The following is a 15,239-nucleotide window of genomic DNA, read 5'->3' as shown; positions in this document are numbered from 1 at the left end:
GATCGCCCGCAGGCGGCCCTTCTTGATATCCAATGTAGCTGGTTTGTCCTTGCCCGCAACTGAGGATCGCGGGGAAATCACCATGAAGTGTAGCCGTTGTTCAAAACCCGACCTGATATGCACCCCATAGCAACACGAGACCTCCCACCATACATAACAATCCTGCAAGCCGACGTGCCTGCTCTGGCATCGACCGCAACGCCTCTAGCATACGTTCAATAAGCGAAGGGGCCAGCGCATAGGCCAGCCCCTCGACAATCAACACCAGCCCAAAGGCCAGAAGGATCATACCCATTATTCAGACGCCTGCCCCGCCGATTGGCCCCGGCCGGTGGGTGATTTGAGATAGTTGAAGAACTCGGAATCCGGGCTCAATACCATCGAGCTGTTACCGCCCTGCAATGCATTCTGATAGGCGGTCAGCGAACGATAGAATTCAAAGAATTCCGGGTCCGCACCGTAAGCTTCGGCAAAGATCGCATTGCGTTCGGCGTCAGCCTCACCGCGAATGATCTCAGCCTCACGCCGCGCATCCGACACCAGTTCGACAACGGTCCTGTCGGCCTGGGCACGTACGCGCTGTGCCGCCTCATTACCACGGGCACGTTCGTCTGTAGCTTCCCGCTCCCGCTCGGCCTTCATCCGGTCAAACGTCGCTTCGAGGTTGGCCTGCGGCAGATCGGTCGCTTTCAGGCGCACGTCAATGACGGTCACACCCAGCGCACGTGCCTCGGCAATCGCACTATTGCGGATACGCAGCATCAGCGCAGCCCGGTCCGAGCTCAGGATGTCACGAGACGAAACTGAACCCAGAACTTCGCGGGTTTCAGCGCGCAAGATGCGGTCCAGACGATCCTCGGCAACCGGGATACCACCGACACCAACCGCCTGGCGGAACTGGTTCAGATCGGAAATCCGGTAGCGGGCGAAGGCATCGACGACCAGACGCCGATCATCCAACGGCGTCACTTCAAGCGGTTGAACGTCGATGGACAGGATACGGTCGTCATAACGGACAACTTCCTGAATAAGTGGAATTTTGAACGCCAGACCGGGATCTTCTTTCACCGCGACCACACGGCCGAATTGCAGAACCAGCGCACGCTCGCGTTCATCAACGATAAAGATCGAAGACAGCCCAGCGACGCCAAGGATCACCACAAGGATGAGGATAATGGGTGACTTACGCATCAGTTGCTCTCCCCGGATTGATTGCGGCGCAGTTCGTTCAGCGGCAGATACGGCACAATGCCCTGTCCCTGACCGGCCGAGTTTTCGTCCAGTATGATCTTGTCGACATCACCCAGAATCTGCTCCATCCGCTCCAGATACAAACGTTTGCGCGTTACATCCGGCGCTTTGGAGTATTCTTCCAGAACCGCGCTAAAGCGGCTGGCTTCACCTTGTGCGCTGTTGATCTGCTGGGCGCGATATCCTTCGGCCTCTTCCACAACTTGCGCGGCTTCACCACGTGCTTCGGCCAGTACCTTATTGGCATAGGCGTCGGCGACGTTCTGCAGACGGTCACGTTCTTGTGCGGCGGCCTGAACATCGCGGAAGGCCGCGATTACGTCCTGTGGCGGGTCGGCTTTGTCAAAGTTGACACGCACAATGTTCACGCCGGAATCATAGCTGTCCATCGTCGACTGAATCAATTCCTGCAAGCGATCAGCAATCACACCCCGATCTCGGTTCAGGATCGGTGCCAGCTCGCTTTGTGCAATGATCTCGCGCATGGCCGATTCCGACACGGCGCGGATCGTCTGGCGCGGGTCGCGCAAATTGAACAGATACTTGGCCGGGTCATTGATGTTCCAGACCACCTGATAGTCGATATCGACAACATTTTCGTCGCCGGTCAGCATCAAGCCATCATCGCTACCACGGGCTCCGCCCATGTCTTCGTTCTGCTCGCGGGTCACAGGAATGACCTCGGCAGTTACAAATGGCCAAGGCGCAAAGTTCAGACCGGGATTTCCAACGTTTGAAAATTCACCCAAAAACAGCTCTACTGACTGTTCTTCCGGCTTTACCGTATAAAAGCTGGCCGCCCCCCAAAGGACTGCACCCACCACCAACCCAATGGCAACGGTCCCTTTGGTAAAGATGGGACCACCACCGCCGCCACTGCCCGAACCATTGGTGCCACGACCACCGCCGCCGCCCATCAGGACGCGCAGCTGTTCCTGGCCTTTTTTCATCAGCTCGTCGATCTCGGGAATCTGCGGGCCTTCATTTTCGGGAGGCTTGCGCCCGTCCCCGTTGTCACCCCGATTTCCTCCGCCGCCAGAAGAGCCTCCGCCCCCCCAGGGGCCGCCGCTGTTGCCCGCCATTTTTATCTATTCCCTTGTGTTGAACCGTGTGATCACGGGTTCCCTTGTAACTTGTGTGCGCGCGGTTGCAAATCAAGCCGTACGCACAGGATGACGCATTGTTACCAGTTCTTCCGCCATGACCGGATGAACTGCAACGGTGCGGTCGAAATCTTCCTTGGTTGCACCCATTTTGACGGCAATGCCAGCCAGTTGAATCATCTCGCCGGCGCCCGGTGCCACAATGTGACAGCCCAGTACCTTACGCGTGGCCTGAGAGACGATCAGTTTCATCAAAACCCGCTGCGTGCCACCTGCGAATGCCTTTTGCATCGGCTTGAACGAGGTTGCATAGATCTCGACCGGCTCTTGGGCTGCAGCGTCTTCTTCACTCAACCCGACCGTGCCGAATTCCGGCTGCGTGAAAATCGCAGTTGGAATCAGGTCGTGATCCACAGGTGTCGGGTTGCCTTTGAATACGGTTTCGACAAAAGCCATCCCCTCGCGGATCGCAACCGGAGTCAGGTTTACCCGATCCGTCACGTCGCCAATCGCATAGATCGAGGGCACGCCGGTCTGGCTGTAATCATCCACGATGATCTCACCCTTGCGGCCGCGTTCAACACCGATCGCCTCAAGCCCCAGATTGTCGGCATTGGGCGCGCGACCAGTGGCATACATGACCACGTCAAACAGCTGTTCCGTGCCATTGGTGGCCTTTACGCGAATCTTGTCACCGTCTTTGGCCATCTCAAGCACATTGGTGCCCAGATGCAGATCAATCCCGTTCTGGCACATCTCTTCGCTGATCAGACCGCGCGCTTCTTCGTCAAAACCCCGAAGGATTTGCGCACCGCGGTAGAACTGGGTGGTTTTCACGCCCATGCCGTTCATGATTCCTGCAAACTCGCTGGCGATATAACCGCCACCAACGATCAGGATGCTTTCGGGCAGTTTTTCCAGATGGAAAATCTCGTTCGAGGTGATCGCCAGGTCCGAGCCCGGAAACTCGGGCACAACAGGGCGTCCGCCTGTGGCGACCAGAATATGCTTGGCCGTCATGCGGGTGCCATCGGCCAGCTCGACGGTATGTGCGTCCACCACATGTGCACGCTGATCAAAGCTTTCGACGCCGTTGTTTTTCAGGATGTTGCGATAGATGCCTTCCAGCCGGTCCAGCTCGGCATGGAGTTTGCCGCGAAAGAAATCCCAGTCAAATGCACCGGGTTTGACGTCCCAGCCATAGGCCTGCGCATCTTCGACCATGCCAGAGAATTCGCTGGCAAAAACCATCAGCTTTTTGGGGACACATCCGCGGATCACGCAGGTCCCGCCATAGCGATCCTCTTCCGCCAGTGCCACTTTGGCCCCGTTTTCGCCAGCTGCCACACGCGCCGCCCGGACCCCGCCCGAGCCGCCTCCGATGACGAAAAGATCATAGTCAAAGCTCATAGTAGGTCCCGTACCCTCTCTGATTGGGATGAATCTCCGCAACCTTCAAATATGGTTTACGTCAAGAGTTGCAATCTCTTGTTTGCGATCGGCAAGCTGCTCCTGCCATTGGCGGTCAATGTCCGGCCAGAAACGACGTAGCGATTTCACAAACGCCTCGAGATTGGACCGCCTCAGACCAGCAATTGGTAGAATACAGTTCCGAACCCGACCTTTGTCGTCATTGTAGCTGATGTACACTGCGTCTTTGGGGTTCAACTTTCCACCCGAAGGGAAATCGAAATAGCGGATATCCTTCCACGCAACATCGACCCATGCTGACTCTTGTTGAAAAATCCCGTGAACGACATATCCCAATCTGAAACCAATCGCTTTGTCGTCGAGCGTGATCAGTCTACGATCTGATCTCAGAACAAGAGATATGCTGATGATCGCGCCTATGAAAAAGATCATATAAGTCATCAGCACATAGTTCGGCCGTTCATACCGCAGCACGGTAGGAAGCAATAAGATAACAACGCCAAAGAAAAACCCGGCGAAAACCACTCTGTAAAACAGCCGCTTCTTCCAAGCTGTGGAACTTTCATAGAATTCTATCGCCGACACGCGCTAATCCGCCAAATCCGTGAACAGGTTGTCTTTGCCGCCATCGAACAACTCGTCCAGTTCCACCGTTCCCTCGTTGATGTCGCGCAGTTCGACCCGTCCATCTCCATAACCGATCACGACCTTGTCGCAAATGTCGATGAACAACCCGTTCTCGACCACGCCGGGTACCTGGTTCAGCACCAGCGCCATCTGCCTTGGGTTTCCGATCCGTTGCAAATGCAGGTCCAGCACGTGATTGCCTTCATCCGTGACAAACGGCGCTTCTCCGTTCATGCGAAGCGCCGAGCGGGTACCGAGAACATCCATGGTATCCAGCACCTCTTCGATCAGGGTGCGTGTGGTCTGCCAGCCAAAGGGGATCACCTCGACCGGCAATGGGAAGGCACCCAGAGTCTCGACCTCTTTGCCGGCATCGGCGATGACCACCATCTGGTCGCTGGCCGTGGCTACGATCTTTTCCTGCAGGTGCGCGCCGCCGCCGCCCTTGATCAGATTAAGCTCTCTGTCGAATTCGTCCGCACCGTCGATGGTGATGTCCAGCCATCCCGCCTGATCCAGGGAAACAACCTCAATGCCCAGTTCGCGGGCCAGTTGGGCCGTCCGGGTCGATGTCGGAACACCCTTGATCGCCAGACCTTCTTCTCTGACCCGTTCCCCCAGCCGACGCACCATCCATGCAGCGGTCGATCCGGTTCCCAGGCCGACTCGCATCCCATTCTGCACCATGTCAGCCGCACGGCGTGCTGCGACGTATTTTGCAGTGTCGATGGGCGACAGATCACCGGCCATTTCAGCATCCCCCTAATTTGCTGCGGAACTTATACGGAATGCCTACGACAACTGCGAGAGAGAATTGTCCGGATCGGTAGACCAACATGTCGCGAAACTACGCGTTTCCTATGGGAAACGTCGCAATCAGGTCTGTTGAAAACATACGTGAGGTATACATAGTTCGCATGAACACGCCTTACCGCCTGCACTATGCCCCGGACAATGCTTCGCTGGTCATCCGGCTGGCGCTGGAAGAGATGTGCCTGCCCTATGAAACCGTTCTGGTAGACCGCCGCCAAAGCGCACAGGACAGCCCGGAATATCGCACGCTGAACCCCAATGGGCTGATCCCGGTATTGGAAACACCACAGGGGCCGATCTTCGAAACCGCTGCTATCTTGTTGTGGCTGGCGGATACGCATGGCCGGCTGGCCCCTACCCCCATGGACAGCAACCGCGCCGCGTTTCTGAAGTGGCTGTTCTTTGCCTCCAATACGCTGCACGCTGATCTGCGTATTCTGTTTTATGCCGAAAAATATATAGACGCAGCGCAGGTCAATCCTTTGCGTGCCGGTATCCGCCCTCGTTTGCGCCAGCACTTGCGCCTGCTTGACGATGTTGCGAAAAGCACGCCTTCCTGGCTGAGCCCGGACATACCATCGGTCCTGAGTTATTATCTGGCCTGTCAGATGCGCTGGATGGCGCTCTATCCTGCGAAGGCTGATCGCAGCTGGTTTCAGATCGCTGACACGCCGCATCTGCAGCGAATGCTGATGCAGTTGGAGACGCGCCCCGCCACACGTGCCGCAATCGCGGCCGAGGGTTTAGGGGTTACACCCTTTACCTCACCAACCTATGCTAACCCACCGGAAGGCTTTGCTACCTGATATGTTTCTGTCTGTCTTCGATATGTTCAAAGTGGGCATTGGCCCGTCCTCGTCCCATACGATGGGACCAATGGTTGCTGCCGCGCGGTTTCTGGACATGATGCGCGCCTCTCCGTTCGAATTTTCAGGGCTGCGCGGGTCGTTGCACGGGTCGCTGGCCTTTACCGGTGTCGGCCACGCAACCGATCGCGCCACGATCCTGGGTCTGGCCGGATTTGTGCCCGACACATATGATCACGAACGGGCCGAGGCCGCACTGGCTGGCATAAGTGAGACCCACAGCGTAACCCCCGAAGGATTGCCCACGCTGCAGTTCGATCCCAAGGCCGATCTGGTTTTCGACTATGAAAACAATCTGCCGGGCCATGCTAACGGTATGGTCCTGATGGCCACGGACGCACAGGGCGACGTGATCCTGCGGCAGGTCTATTACTCGATCGGTGGCGGCTTTGTTCTGACTGAGGAAGAACTGGCCCAGGGCAAGGCAACAGATGAAGGTGCACCGGTGCCCTTTCCTTTCAAATCGGCGGTCGAGATGTTGGACATGGCCAAAACCAGCGGCAAAAGCATCGCCGAGATGAAGCGCGCCAACGAGATCGCGCGCGGCTGTGCAAACAGTTTTGCCAAAGGCACCGCGCGCCTCTGGCAGGTCATGAACGACTGTATCGAGCGCGGTCTGACCACCGACGGAATTCTGCCAGGCGGTTTGAACGTGCGCCGTCGCGCCAAAGGCATCTATGACGCGTTGATGGCCGAGCGTGGCATGAACCTGAACGCGCCCCACACGATCAACGACTGGATGAGCGTTTACGCCATGGCCGTAAACGAAGAAAACGCAGCTGGCGGTCAGGTGGTAACCGCCCCCACCAACGGTGCTGCCGGGGTTCTTCCAGCGGTAATGCGCTACTATCTGGACCATGTACCCGGTGCTTCAGAGAACCACGTCGAAGATTTCATGCTGACTGCAGCCGCTATTGGCGGGCTGGTCAAATACAACGCCTCAATCTCGGGCGCCGAGGCCGGGTGTCAGGCCGAAGTCGGCAGCGCCGCAGCCATGGCTGCAGCCGGGCTGTGCGCGGTTATGGGCGGTACCCCGGAACAGGTGGAAAATGCCGCCGAGATCGCTCTCGAGCATCATCTGGGCATGACCTGTGATCCTGTCGCCGGGCTGGTTCAAGTACCCTGTATCGAACGCAACGGGCTGGGTGCGATCAAGGCGGTATCAGCGGCCTCCTTGGCCCTGCGCGGAGATGGTCACCATTTCGTACCACTGGACGCCGTCATCGAAACCATGCGTCAGACAGGGCATGACATGCATGAAAAATACAAGGAAACGTCATTGGGCGGTTTGGCGGTGAACGTGCCGAATTGCTGAAACAAAGCGGGGAAGCATGATGGATGGCCATTGTCTTTGCGGTAAAGTTTCATTTCAGCTGGACCCGCCTGTTCTGTCCTGTGTGACCTGCCACTGCGACAGTTGCCGCAGACAATGCGCGGCCCCGATGACGGCCTATTTCGGGATCCGCGATGGACAGTTGAAATGGACGGGCCAGGCACCAAAGACATTCGCATCCTCACCCGGCGTAGAACGCAGCTTTTGTCCTGATTGCGGCTCGCCGATCTCATTCCGGTCTGCGTCCATGTCCGGCATAATGCACCTCTACGTGGCCCTTCTGAAGGACCCCAACCAGTTGCAGCCAACACTGCATGTCGCGCATGAGGAAAAGCTGGACTGGTTGCAAATGGATGACGGGCTACCGATCTGTATCGGCCCGGACTACACCAAGATGCAGCCTTTGCCTGAAACCTAGCTTTCGCTTTCCCCGGTTCAGCCAAAGCGCTAGCGTCGCTGCATGACACAGGATCGTCCCGTTTTTGGCATCGTGCTGATGCTTGGCTTTTGTGCGCTCGCACCGTTGGGGGACGCGGTCGCCAAATTGCTGGGCGAAACCATGCCACTTGGGATGCTGGTCTTTGTCCGGTTTACACTTCAGGCCCTGTTGCTGGTTCCGCTGGTCGCCTGGACCGGCAGGCCCTGGCAAATGCCGAGGCGCATTTTTCGTCTCGCTGTCATAAGAACTCTGCTGCACATCGTCGGTATCACCGCGATGTTTAGTGCCCTGCAATACTTGCCCCTGGCAGACGCTGTGGCCATCGCCTTTGTTATGCCGTTTATCATGTTGCTTCTTGGCAAACTGGTACTAAAGGAAGAAGTCGGCAAGCGGCGCCTGATTGCGTGCCTTGTGGGCTTTGGTGGTACATTGCTTGTCATTCAACCCAGCTTTGCCGAAGTCGGATATGCGGCTTTGCTTCCACTTGTCGTCGCGGTGGTGTTTGCCCTGTTCATGCTCGTGACCCGGCAAATTGCAAAAGCTACAGATCCCATTGCGCTGCAGGCCGTGTCGGGCGTCATAGCCTCTGTCATCCTACTGCCTGCACTGTTGGTGGGAACACCCGCCGGAATCTGGGAGCTGTCCCTGATTGCTCCGAATTTGGGCGATGTCTGGCTTTTGCTTGCAATCGGGCTTCTCGGTACGGTCGCACATCTGTTCATGACCTGGTCGCTGCGATATGCACCCTCTGCAACATTGGCCCCGATGCAGTATCTCGAAATCCCGGTCGCCACGGTGTTTGGCTGGCTGATCTTTCACGACCTGCCCGACGGTGTCGCCGCTTTGGGCATCTGCATCACCATCGCCGCCGGCCTCTATGTCATTCTGCGTGAGCGGGCCAGCGCCCGGACGGCCCCGACAGAAGCGCCTGCATGACCTGATCCAGCATCGCCCTGGGAAACATTACCAAAAGGCCCGGCCCATCCATACGCAATTCAACCGAGCCCAATGCGCGGTTGGACGTTCCGACAGCGCCGTTCGGCTCCATCACCAAACCGTCGATTGGCCATTCAAGGCCGCGGCTTTGCCCTGATACACGCTGTAATGGAAACAATGAGACGACATCTCGAGGCGCCATCGAAACCGAGATTTGGGGGGGTGCGTGAAAGATAATCTCACTTTCGCCAATCAGAATACAGGGCTGATCTTGCCTGCGAACCAAGACATTGAGTGCTGCTAACTGGTGATCCAGACGCCCCCCGAGAAAACCGACCCCAATCACCAACGGCGCCTCGACACTGCGCAGGGCCTTGTCGAAATCCGTGCTGTTTTGTTCACCAATTGGAAACAGTCGATCCAGCGGAATCTGATCTTTGTGATCCGAATCAAGCGAATCAAAATCACCGATAACAGCGTCTGGAATGCGCCCAATTTCCAACAAACTTGCCGCCCCACCATCCGCGGCGACGGCCAACTTTGTGCGAATCAACGCCAAATCCAAATCTTCAGGGCCAATTTGACCGCTTCCAACTAGCGTGATTGACTCTTTCGAACGTACAATTCGCGTCTTTTTCATGAGATTGATCATTTTTTCCGGGTTTTGACACATTGAGACCACAAAATGATAGGTTCATGGGCAAAGTTCTGAGCCAATAGCTCTGCCCACGACCGGGCTGATGGCTCGTGTAGTTTGTAGAGGACGTACGTCTGATGGTACAGAATAACAAGGTTTTGACAGTTTCCTACGGAACCTTCTCGTGCACTTTGGAAGGATTTGACGATTCTTTTGAAACGATGAAGTCGATTGCCGAATACTTCCGCGACCTTGCAGCGGATGACAGGTATTTTGGGTCCGAACCCCCGCAACCAGACGCCGAAATGCTGACCCGCATCGCTCAGCGAGATGCGACGCGTAAAGTCGAAGCCAGCCAGAACGAAAACGGATTGCTTCTGCGGGCGCAAGACCGTGCCGCTTCGCCGTCCCTTTCTACCGCGCCCATGGCCCCGCCCAGTACCCCGAGTGCTCCGGCCTATACCCCTGCCCCCTCACAGTCCGCGCCCATCGCAGAGGCCGAGCCGGTAGAGGGTCGACCCGAACCCGCCGCCGATAGTATCGCCGCAAAGCTGCAACGGATCCGGGCGGTGGTCTCTCATAGCGAAGAAAACTCGGTGATCTACGCCGAGGATGAAGATTCCCCCCTGATGAAATCCGAAACCGGCCCAACTGATGCCGTATCGGCTGCCTTTCAGGCCGGAACTCTGACCCCCACAGATCTGGCCGAATCCCCCGCGGCCGATGCTGAGGTTGAAGCGGCTCAGGAATTTGAGCCCGAACCTCAGATGGACATGCCCCCACCCGCCGCGGAAGAGGCAGAGATCGAAGGCCCGGCCCAAGAGACCCCCGCCGTGCCAGAAATTGATGTCACACCTACTGCCGACGACGTGACCACTGTCGAGGCAGAAGAGGTTTTGATTTCGGATCTGAGTGCCGAGACGGACGAAGCCGAGAGCGACGAAATCGACAATATCCTGACAGAAGACATTTCGGCGGACGCAGACGAATCTGAAGAGGTTGCCGGCTATTTGACCGAAGAAGACGAGGAAACTCTGCTTGATGAAATCGCCAGCGTCGAAGCCGTGTTGTCCGCCCGTGCATCCGAGCCTCTGCCAGAGGAACCGAACCTGGACGAGGACGTTTCTCGCCTGATGGAAAAGGCGGTCAAACAGATGGATGATCCCGCGACCGCCAATCAGCGCGAGACATATTCCCGTCTGCGCAATGCAGTGGCCGCAACCAATGCTGATCGCGCAGATGCGCTGAACCGTAATCAGGCTCAGCAGATCAGCCCGCGCCGCCCCGAAAGCAATGTTACAACTGCCCGTCCCAAGGCAGAGCCTGCCGCTCCCCTCAAGCTGGTTGCTGAACAGCGCATCGACAATAAAGACGAGGATGAAATGGGGCCGATTTCTCCGCGCCGTGTAAAATCCAAACCGCTGGGTCTTCCGATCGAGGAAAGCGGCTTTGCGCACTATGCGCAGGAACAGGGCGCACAATCTCTGCCGGACCTGCTGGAAGCTGCGGCATCTTATCTGTCGTTCATCGAAGGCCAGGAACAATTCTCGCGCCCGCAACTGATGAACAAGATCCGTTCTCTCAAGCAGGACGATTTTAATCGCGAGGAAAGCCTGCGCTCATTCGGGCAACTGCTGCGCGATGGCAAGATTGAGAAAGCCGGCGGAGGTCGGTTTGCGGCTTCGGACGAGATCGGGTTCCGCCCTGACGGAGATGAACGCGCCGCAGGCTGAATTCAAACCGAAAAGAAAGAAGGGCCGGAGACCAACTCCAGCCCTTTTTCATTGGGCGATCTTTTGTGGGCAGGCGTATGAACCCGCCGCAGGATGAGCCCGGAATAGGCCGCTTAGTCAGAGGATCCGTTTGGATCTTCTTTTCCGACACCTTTGAAGATGAATTTGAAAGGCAGAGCCCACAAAATGCCGAGCGCTACATATACCAGAAGTTCCAACCAAATTGGTGGCCGGTCCAACCAGTTTATCACCGTCACCACCGCAACGATATAAGCCGGCAGGCCAATCAGCAGCAGCACCATCGACCAACGACGACGCGCTTTATAGCTCAGGCCATTTTTCTGTTCGCCGGCCATCAGTCAGCAAACGGGTCTGTCACCAAAATGGTGTCGTCCCGCTCTGGGCTAGTGGACAGCAATGCAACCGGACATTCGATCAACTCTTCGACCCGACGCACATATTTGATGGCATTTGCAGGCAAGTCCGCCCAACTGCGCGCGCCTTCCGTTGATTCGCTCCAACCAGGCACCTCTTCGTAGATCGGAGTACATCGTGCCTGCTGATCGGCTGCAGTGGGAAGATAATCCAGACGCTTACCGTCAAGGTCATAGGCAACACAGATTTTCAGCGTCTCGAATCCGTCCAGTACGTCCAGCTTGGTTAGCGAAATACCGTTTACGCCACTAGTGGCACAGGTTTGGCGCACTAGACAGGCATCAAACCAGCCGCAACGCCGCTTGCGCCCGGTGGTCGTACCAAACTCGTGCCCACGCTCACCCAGACGCTGGCCATCCGCATCATCCAATTCGGTTGGAAACGGCCCCTCACCCACACGGGTCGTGTAAGCCTTTACGATGCCAAGGACAAAATCAATCGAGCCGGGCCCGATGCCGACGCCGGTCGCCGCCTGACCGGCGATCACGTTGGACGAGGTCACAAACGGATAGGTTCCAAAGTCGATGTCCAGAAGGGCACCCTGCGCGCCTTCAAACAGAATACGCTTACCAGCCTTGCGCTTTTCGTTCAGTACTTTCCAAACGGGTGCTGCGAAAGGCAGAATCTCGGACGCAATTTCCCTTAGCTGAGCAATCAGTGCATCGCGGTCCACGGGTTCGATCCCCAATCCCTTGCGCAGCGGGTCATGGTGCTGCAGCGCGCGATCTACGCGTGCCTCAAGGGTCGCCTCGTCTGCCAGGTCAGCAACCCGCACAGAACGCCGCCCAACCTTATCTTCATATGCGGGGCCAATTCCCCGACCCGTGGTCCCGATCTTGGTTCCTTTGCTTGCCGCCTCTTCGCGTGCGCGGTCCAGTTCACCGTGGATGGGCAGGATCAGCGGGGTGTTCTCTGCGATCATCAGCGTTTCGGGCGATATCTCGACCCCCTGCGCCTGGATCGTTGCGATCTCTTTCAGCAGGTGCCAGGGGTCAAGAACAACGCCATTGCCAATGACACTCAGCTTGCCGCCACGTACCACACCGGATGGCAGAGCGTGCAACTTATAGACGGCACCGTCGATTACCAACGTATGACCGGCATTATGCCCGCCTTGAAAACGCGCGATCACATCGGCCCGTTCACTGAGCCAATCGACGATCTTGCCTTTTCCTTCGTCACCCCACTGGGCGCCGACAACAACCACATTGGCCATATCTGGTCCTTTTGCGCTGAGATATCAAACCCGGCTCGTATAGCGATGTGTCAGCGACAGGGAAACCGATAATTCGCCGCAGATCATAACCACACTGTGCGTGGTGCCTCCGGCGGAGGTATTTTTAGTCAGATGAAGAGAGGATCCCTTGCTTCATCTGGCTCAAAATACCTCGGGGGAGTCGCGGCTTGCCGCGGCGGGGGCAGCGCCCCCTTTCTAGCCATTCGACAAATGAACGGGTTCACCATGTGGAGTCGTCAGATAGGCTTTCTCCCAATCCAACGAGACTGCAGCGACATCACTTGGGTTCGCGTCACCCATTTCGGCTAAAAAGGCCTCGAGTGTTTCCAGCCAGGCACGGAAATAGTCGTTGCCACCATTCAGCTCTTTGCTCAGACCATGGCTTTTTAGCATCTTCGAAAACCGATCGGCCCATTCCGACCATTCGAATCGTCCCGCTTCATTCAACGCGACCGTGACCGCAAAGACCTGTGCATGCCAGGGCTCTGCGAATGCCAGCTCGGGTAATGGCTGTGCGTTACACTCACTCATCGGGCACCAGATAGCTTTGCCACAGATCTAATATGACCTCGTCATTTCGGTTCTCGGGATCGGCCCAAAGCTCAGAGGCTGGGAATGCAACCGCATATAATGGTTCAGGTGCCTCTCCCAGACCATGAGCATTGGAATCCGGCAAAACATGCGTCCCATGCAGGCGTAATATCCGACCGCAAGCGCCAGAAGCGTAAAATGGCAACCTGGTATGACCACCGTTTTTCAGGCGGTTGGCAGCCGGTCGTACTGTACGCACCTTTTGGCCGGGATCAAACTGCACCGCGATATTCGAGGGTCGATCAGCCGGACCGCCTTTGGACAGTACGCCCTCAACCGCCCCGACTGTCAGCGCGCGGGAAGCCAAAGGATGTGAAGCATCCGTTCCTTGGCCCAAAAGGTCTTCCAAAGTCAGGACCCCCTGCTCTACCAACAGATCTGCAAGTGCTGACACCCATTTTTCGTAGTAAGAGAATCGTGCATAGTCTTTGGGCGACAGTCGTTCGCGTGCATGGCGCGAGATGTCGATATTCCATTGTCCCAGAAACCCGGCAGCCAATGTCAGTGCCAATGCGCGCCCGTGCCATTCTTCTGGGAAAATCACTGCATCTTGGGATTCGGGGATCACCGGACCGTCGCCGAACCGTCCTCCCATATCGTGAACGCGGGTCATGACGGCACCTTTGGCAGGCCGGTTCCGATCATACTGTCACGGGTCACAAGCGCGGTCAGGTCGTCTTCGGTCATCCCATCGGTGCCATCGGGGCGCATGGGTAGAACAAGATAGCGTATCTCGGCCGTTGAATCCCAAACCCGCACGGCTGTTTTATCCGCCAGAGAAACTCCGAACTCTGACAAAATTTTACGCGGCTCACGCACGGCCCGCGCACGATAGGCATCCGATTTATACCACCCCGGTGGAATCCCCAACAAAGGCCATGGGTAGCAACTGCACAGCGTGCAAACGACCATGTTGTGGAGATCAGGGGAATTTTCGACAACAACGATATGTTCACCTTGCCGACCGTAAAAACCAAGCTTTGTCACCTCGGGCGTTGCATCCTTAAGCAGTGCTGCCTTAAAGGCCGGATCAGTCCAGGCTTTGGCAACAACCCGGGCACCGTTCTGCGGGCCAATCTTGTTTTGGTAAGTGTCGATGATCTCATCCAAAGCGGCCGGGTCGATCAAACCCTTGCGGGTCAGAATCGTTTCCAGCGCCTTGACGCGAAGGGCGGGTTCAGGCGGCAATAAGGCGTGCGGATGGTCGGGATCGTCATGTGGCATGGGTCGCAGCCTGCTTTACCATCCCCTTGCCTGTCCAGTCTCTTTGCTGTGATCCCGAAGATCACTTGGCGTGATGGTAACTCGTGACTTGCCCCCGGAACCAAACTTGCATAAGTACCTCGCGATACACGCCACGCTGTACAGGACCACCATGGAAAACGTCGTTCTCATTATCCATCTTCTTCTGGCTTTGGGCCTGATCGCCGTCGTCCTGATGCAGCGGTCCGAAGGCGGCGGCCTTGGCATGGGTGGCGGCGGAGGCGGTGCCATGGCTGGCCGGTCGGCTGCAACAGCATTGGGCAAGGTGACCTGGATTTTAGCCGCGTGCTTTATCGTCACTTCGATCACGCTGACCATTCTGGCGGCACAAAAATCCTCTGGCAGCTCTGTGCTCGACCGGATTGGGACACAGGCACCGGCCGCGACCGAAGAAAGCACACCGGCAATTCCGTCGGCGGATGACCTGTTGCCTCCGGCACAGGGTGACAACGCGCCTTTGATCCCGCAGGCCAACTGACACACAAAACCTAGAAACCGAAAAGAGAACTGCAACAGCATCTTGCGGTTCTCTTGCGCTATTGGC

General features: G+C 56.9%; 18 protein-coding genes. 6 read left to right on the top strand and 12 right to left on the bottom strand.

What is annotated here, in order from left to right:
• Positions 1-100: 100 nt before the first annotated feature.
• From AC2FH2_RS00325 to rpiA, 6 genes are all read right to left on the bottom strand, one after another.
• The gene (locus AC2FH2_RS00325) at positions 101-295 is read right to left on the bottom strand and encodes a DUF2065 domain-containing protein (RefSeq protein ID WP_142634568.1); all 195 of its coding nucleotides are present in this window, start codon (positions 293-295) and stop codon (positions 101-103) included.
• Positions 295-1,191, bottom strand: a complete 897-nt coding sequence (gene hflC / locus AC2FH2_RS00320) for a protease modulator HflC (RefSeq protein ID WP_142634570.1) — start codon at positions 1,189-1,191, stop codon at positions 295-297. The genes AC2FH2_RS00325 and hflC overlap by 1 nt, the downstream gene beginning before the upstream one ends.
• Positions 1,191-2,333 (bottom strand): FtsH protease activity modulator HflK, encoded by a 1,143-nt coding sequence (gene hflK, locus AC2FH2_RS00315; RefSeq protein WP_142634572.1) that lies wholly within the window; start codon positions 2,331-2,333, stop codon positions 1,191-1,193. The genes hflC and hflK overlap by 1 nt, the downstream gene beginning before the upstream one ends.
• A 72-nt stretch (positions 2,334-2,405) precedes the next feature.
• Positions 2,406-3,764, bottom strand: coding sequence for a glutathione-disulfide reductase (gor, locus tag AC2FH2_RS00310; protein WP_496690776.1), 1,359 nt, complete (start codon positions 3,762-3,764; stop codon positions 2,406-2,408).
• Between the two features lie 45 nt (positions 3,765-3,809).
• Entirely contained in the window at positions 3,810-4,370 is a 561-nt protein-coding gene (locus tag AC2FH2_RS00305) for a hypothetical protein (protein WP_496822518.1), read from the bottom strand.
• A gap of 3 nt (positions 4,371-4,373) precedes the next feature.
• A complete protein-coding gene (rpiA, locus tag AC2FH2_RS00300) occupies positions 4,374-5,162 on the bottom strand; it encodes a ribose-5-phosphate isomerase RpiA (protein WP_271946345.1) in 789 nt (262 codons plus the stop codon).
• 167 nt (positions 5,163-5,329) lie between these two features.
• Here rpiA and AC2FH2_RS00295 point away from each other — a divergent pair, with 167 nt between their 5' ends.
• The 4 genes from AC2FH2_RS00295 to AC2FH2_RS00280 are packed head-to-tail and all read left to right on the top strand — an operon-like array spanning position 5,330 to position 8,799.
• Positions 5,330-6,031 (top strand): glutathione S-transferase family protein, encoded by a 702-nt coding sequence (locus tag AC2FH2_RS00295; protein ID WP_496822517.1) that lies wholly within the window; start codon positions 5,330-5,332, stop codon positions 6,029-6,031.
• A gap of 1 nt (position 6,032) precedes the next feature.
• Complete coding sequence (locus tag AC2FH2_RS00290; protein ID WP_496822516.1) at positions 6,033-7,406, top strand: L-serine ammonia-lyase; 1,374 nt, start codon at positions 6,033-6,035, stop codon at positions 7,404-7,406.
• A 16-nt stretch (positions 7,407-7,422) separates the two neighbouring features.
• A complete protein-coding gene (locus AC2FH2_RS00285) occupies positions 7,423-7,842 on the top strand; it encodes a GFA family protein (protein ID WP_496822515.1) in 420 nt (139 codons plus the stop codon).
• A gap of 42 nt (positions 7,843-7,884) precedes the next feature.
• Positions 7,885-8,799, top strand: a complete 915-nt coding sequence (locus AC2FH2_RS00280) for a DMT family transporter (protein ID WP_281972310.1) — start codon at positions 7,885-7,887, stop codon at positions 8,797-8,799.
• Here AC2FH2_RS00280 and AC2FH2_RS00275 read toward each other — a convergent pair.
• Complete coding sequence (locus AC2FH2_RS00275) at positions 8,744-9,439, bottom strand: thiamine diphosphokinase (protein ID WP_496822514.1); 696 nt, start codon at positions 9,437-9,439, stop codon at positions 8,744-8,746. The two genes, AC2FH2_RS00280 and AC2FH2_RS00275, sit on opposite strands and share 56 nt — an antisense overlap.
• Positions 9,440-9,573: 134 nt before the next feature.
• Between AC2FH2_RS00275 and AC2FH2_RS00270 the strand changes: the two genes are divergently transcribed.
• Positions 9,574-11,169: a hypothetical protein gene (locus AC2FH2_RS00270; RefSeq protein WP_281994807.1), complete on the top strand. Its 1,596-nt coding sequence runs from the start codon at positions 9,574-9,576 to the stop codon at positions 11,167-11,169.
• A 113-nt stretch (positions 11,170-11,282) separates the two neighbouring features.
• On the opposite strand, the gene AC2FH2_RS00265 is transcribed toward AC2FH2_RS00270, so the two are convergent.
• From AC2FH2_RS00265 to nthA, 5 genes are all read right to left on the bottom strand, one after another.
• Positions 11,283-11,525, bottom strand: coding sequence for a DUF2842 domain-containing protein (locus AC2FH2_RS00265; protein WP_142634590.1), 243 nt, complete (start codon positions 11,523-11,525; stop codon positions 11,283-11,285).
• Positions 11,525-12,820: an adenylosuccinate synthase gene (locus tag AC2FH2_RS00260; RefSeq protein ID WP_142634592.1), complete on the bottom strand. Its 1,296-nt coding sequence runs from the start codon at positions 12,818-12,820 to the stop codon at positions 11,525-11,527. Before AC2FH2_RS00260 ends, AC2FH2_RS00265 begins: the two co-directional genes overlap by 1 nt.
• 216 nt (positions 12,821-13,036) lie before the next feature.
• A complete protein-coding gene (locus AC2FH2_RS00255; RefSeq protein ID WP_496822513.1) occupies positions 13,037-13,372 on the bottom strand; it encodes a nitrile hydratase accessory protein in 336 nt (111 codons plus the stop codon).
• Positions 13,365-14,045 carry a nitrile hydratase subunit beta gene (gene nthB / locus AC2FH2_RS00250; protein WP_496822512.1) on the bottom strand — a complete coding sequence of 227 codons (681 nt, stop codon included), beginning with the start codon at positions 14,043-14,045 and terminating at the stop codon, positions 13,365-13,367. Before nthB ends, AC2FH2_RS00255 begins: the two co-directional genes overlap by 8 nt.
• The gene (gene nthA / locus AC2FH2_RS00245) at positions 14,042-14,656 is read right to left on the bottom strand and encodes a nitrile hydratase subunit alpha (RefSeq protein WP_496822511.1); all 615 of its coding nucleotides are present in this window, start codon (positions 14,654-14,656) and stop codon (positions 14,042-14,044) included. The genes nthB and nthA overlap by 4 nt, the downstream gene beginning before the upstream one ends.
• A 151-nt stretch (positions 14,657-14,807) precedes the next feature.
• Between nthA and secG the strand changes: the two genes are divergently transcribed.
• Positions 14,808-15,173, top strand: coding sequence for a preprotein translocase subunit SecG (gene secG, locus AC2FH2_RS00240; protein WP_142634600.1), 366 nt, complete (start codon positions 14,808-14,810; stop codon positions 15,171-15,173).
• Positions 15,174-15,239: the final 66 nt, after the last annotated feature.

Source organism: Ruegeria sp. YTSA105 (assembly GCF_059610225.1).
Note: the sequence above shows the minus strand (reverse complement) of the source record. Positions and strands in the feature narration are given on the sequence as shown.

Excerpts from the sequence above, each read along its gene's own strand:
- AC2FH2_RS00325 (WP_142634568.1), bottom strand. The coding sequence starts at position 295 with ATGGGTATGATCCTTCTGGCCTTTGGGCTGGTGTTGATTGTCGAGGGG.
- hflC (WP_142634570.1), bottom strand. The coding sequence starts at position 1,191 with ATGCGTAAGTCACCCATTATCCTCATCCTTGTGGTGATCCTTGGCGTC.
- hflK (WP_142634572.1), bottom strand. The coding sequence starts at position 2,333 with ATGGCGGGCAACAGCGGCGGCCCCTGGGGGGGCGGAGGCTCTTCTGGC.
- gor (WP_496690776.1), bottom strand. The coding sequence starts at position 3,764 with ATGAGCTTTGACTATGATCTTTTCGTCATCGGAGGCGGCTCGGGCGGG.
- rpiA (WP_271946345.1), bottom strand. The coding sequence starts at position 5,162 with ATGGCCGGTGATCTGTCGCCCATCGACACTGCAAAATACGTCGCAGCA.
- AC2FH2_RS00295 (WP_496822517.1), top strand. The coding sequence starts at position 5,330 with ATGAACACGCCTTACCGCCTGCACTATGCCCCGGACAATGCTTCGCTG.
- AC2FH2_RS00290 (WP_496822516.1), top strand. The coding sequence starts at position 6,033 with ATGTTTCTGTCTGTCTTCGATATGTTCAAAGTGGGCATTGGCCCGTCC.
- AC2FH2_RS00285 (WP_496822515.1), top strand. The coding sequence starts at position 7,423 with ATGATGGATGGCCATTGTCTTTGCGGTAAAGTTTCATTTCAGCTGGAC.
- AC2FH2_RS00280 (WP_281972310.1), top strand. The coding sequence starts at position 7,885 with ATGACACAGGATCGTCCCGTTTTTGGCATCGTGCTGATGCTTGGCTTT.
- AC2FH2_RS00275 (WP_496822514.1), bottom strand. The coding sequence starts at position 9,439 with ATGAAAAAGACGCGAATTGTACGTTCGAAAGAGTCAATCACGCTAGTT.
- AC2FH2_RS00270 (WP_281994807.1), top strand. The coding sequence starts at position 9,574 with ATGGTACAGAATAACAAGGTTTTGACAGTTTCCTACGGAACCTTCTCG.
- AC2FH2_RS00265 (WP_142634590.1), bottom strand. The coding sequence starts at position 11,525 with ATGGCCGGCGAACAGAAAAATGGCCTGAGCTATAAAGCGCGTCGTCGT.
- AC2FH2_RS00260 (WP_142634592.1), bottom strand. The coding sequence starts at position 12,820 with ATGGCCAATGTGGTTGTTGTCGGCGCCCAGTGGGGTGACGAAGGAAAA.
- AC2FH2_RS00255 (WP_496822513.1), bottom strand. The coding sequence starts at position 13,372 with ATGAGTGAGTGTAACGCACAGCCATTACCCGAGCTGGCATTCGCAGAG.
- nthB (WP_496822512.1), bottom strand. The coding sequence starts at position 14,045 with ATGACCCGCGTTCACGATATGGGAGGACGGTTCGGCGACGGTCCGGTG.
- nthA (WP_496822511.1), bottom strand. The coding sequence starts at position 14,656 with ATGCCACATGACGATCCCGACCATCCGCACGCCTTATTGCCGCCTGAA.
- secG (WP_142634600.1), top strand. The coding sequence starts at position 14,808 with ATGGAAAACGTCGTTCTCATTATCCATCTTCTTCTGGCTTTGGGCCTG.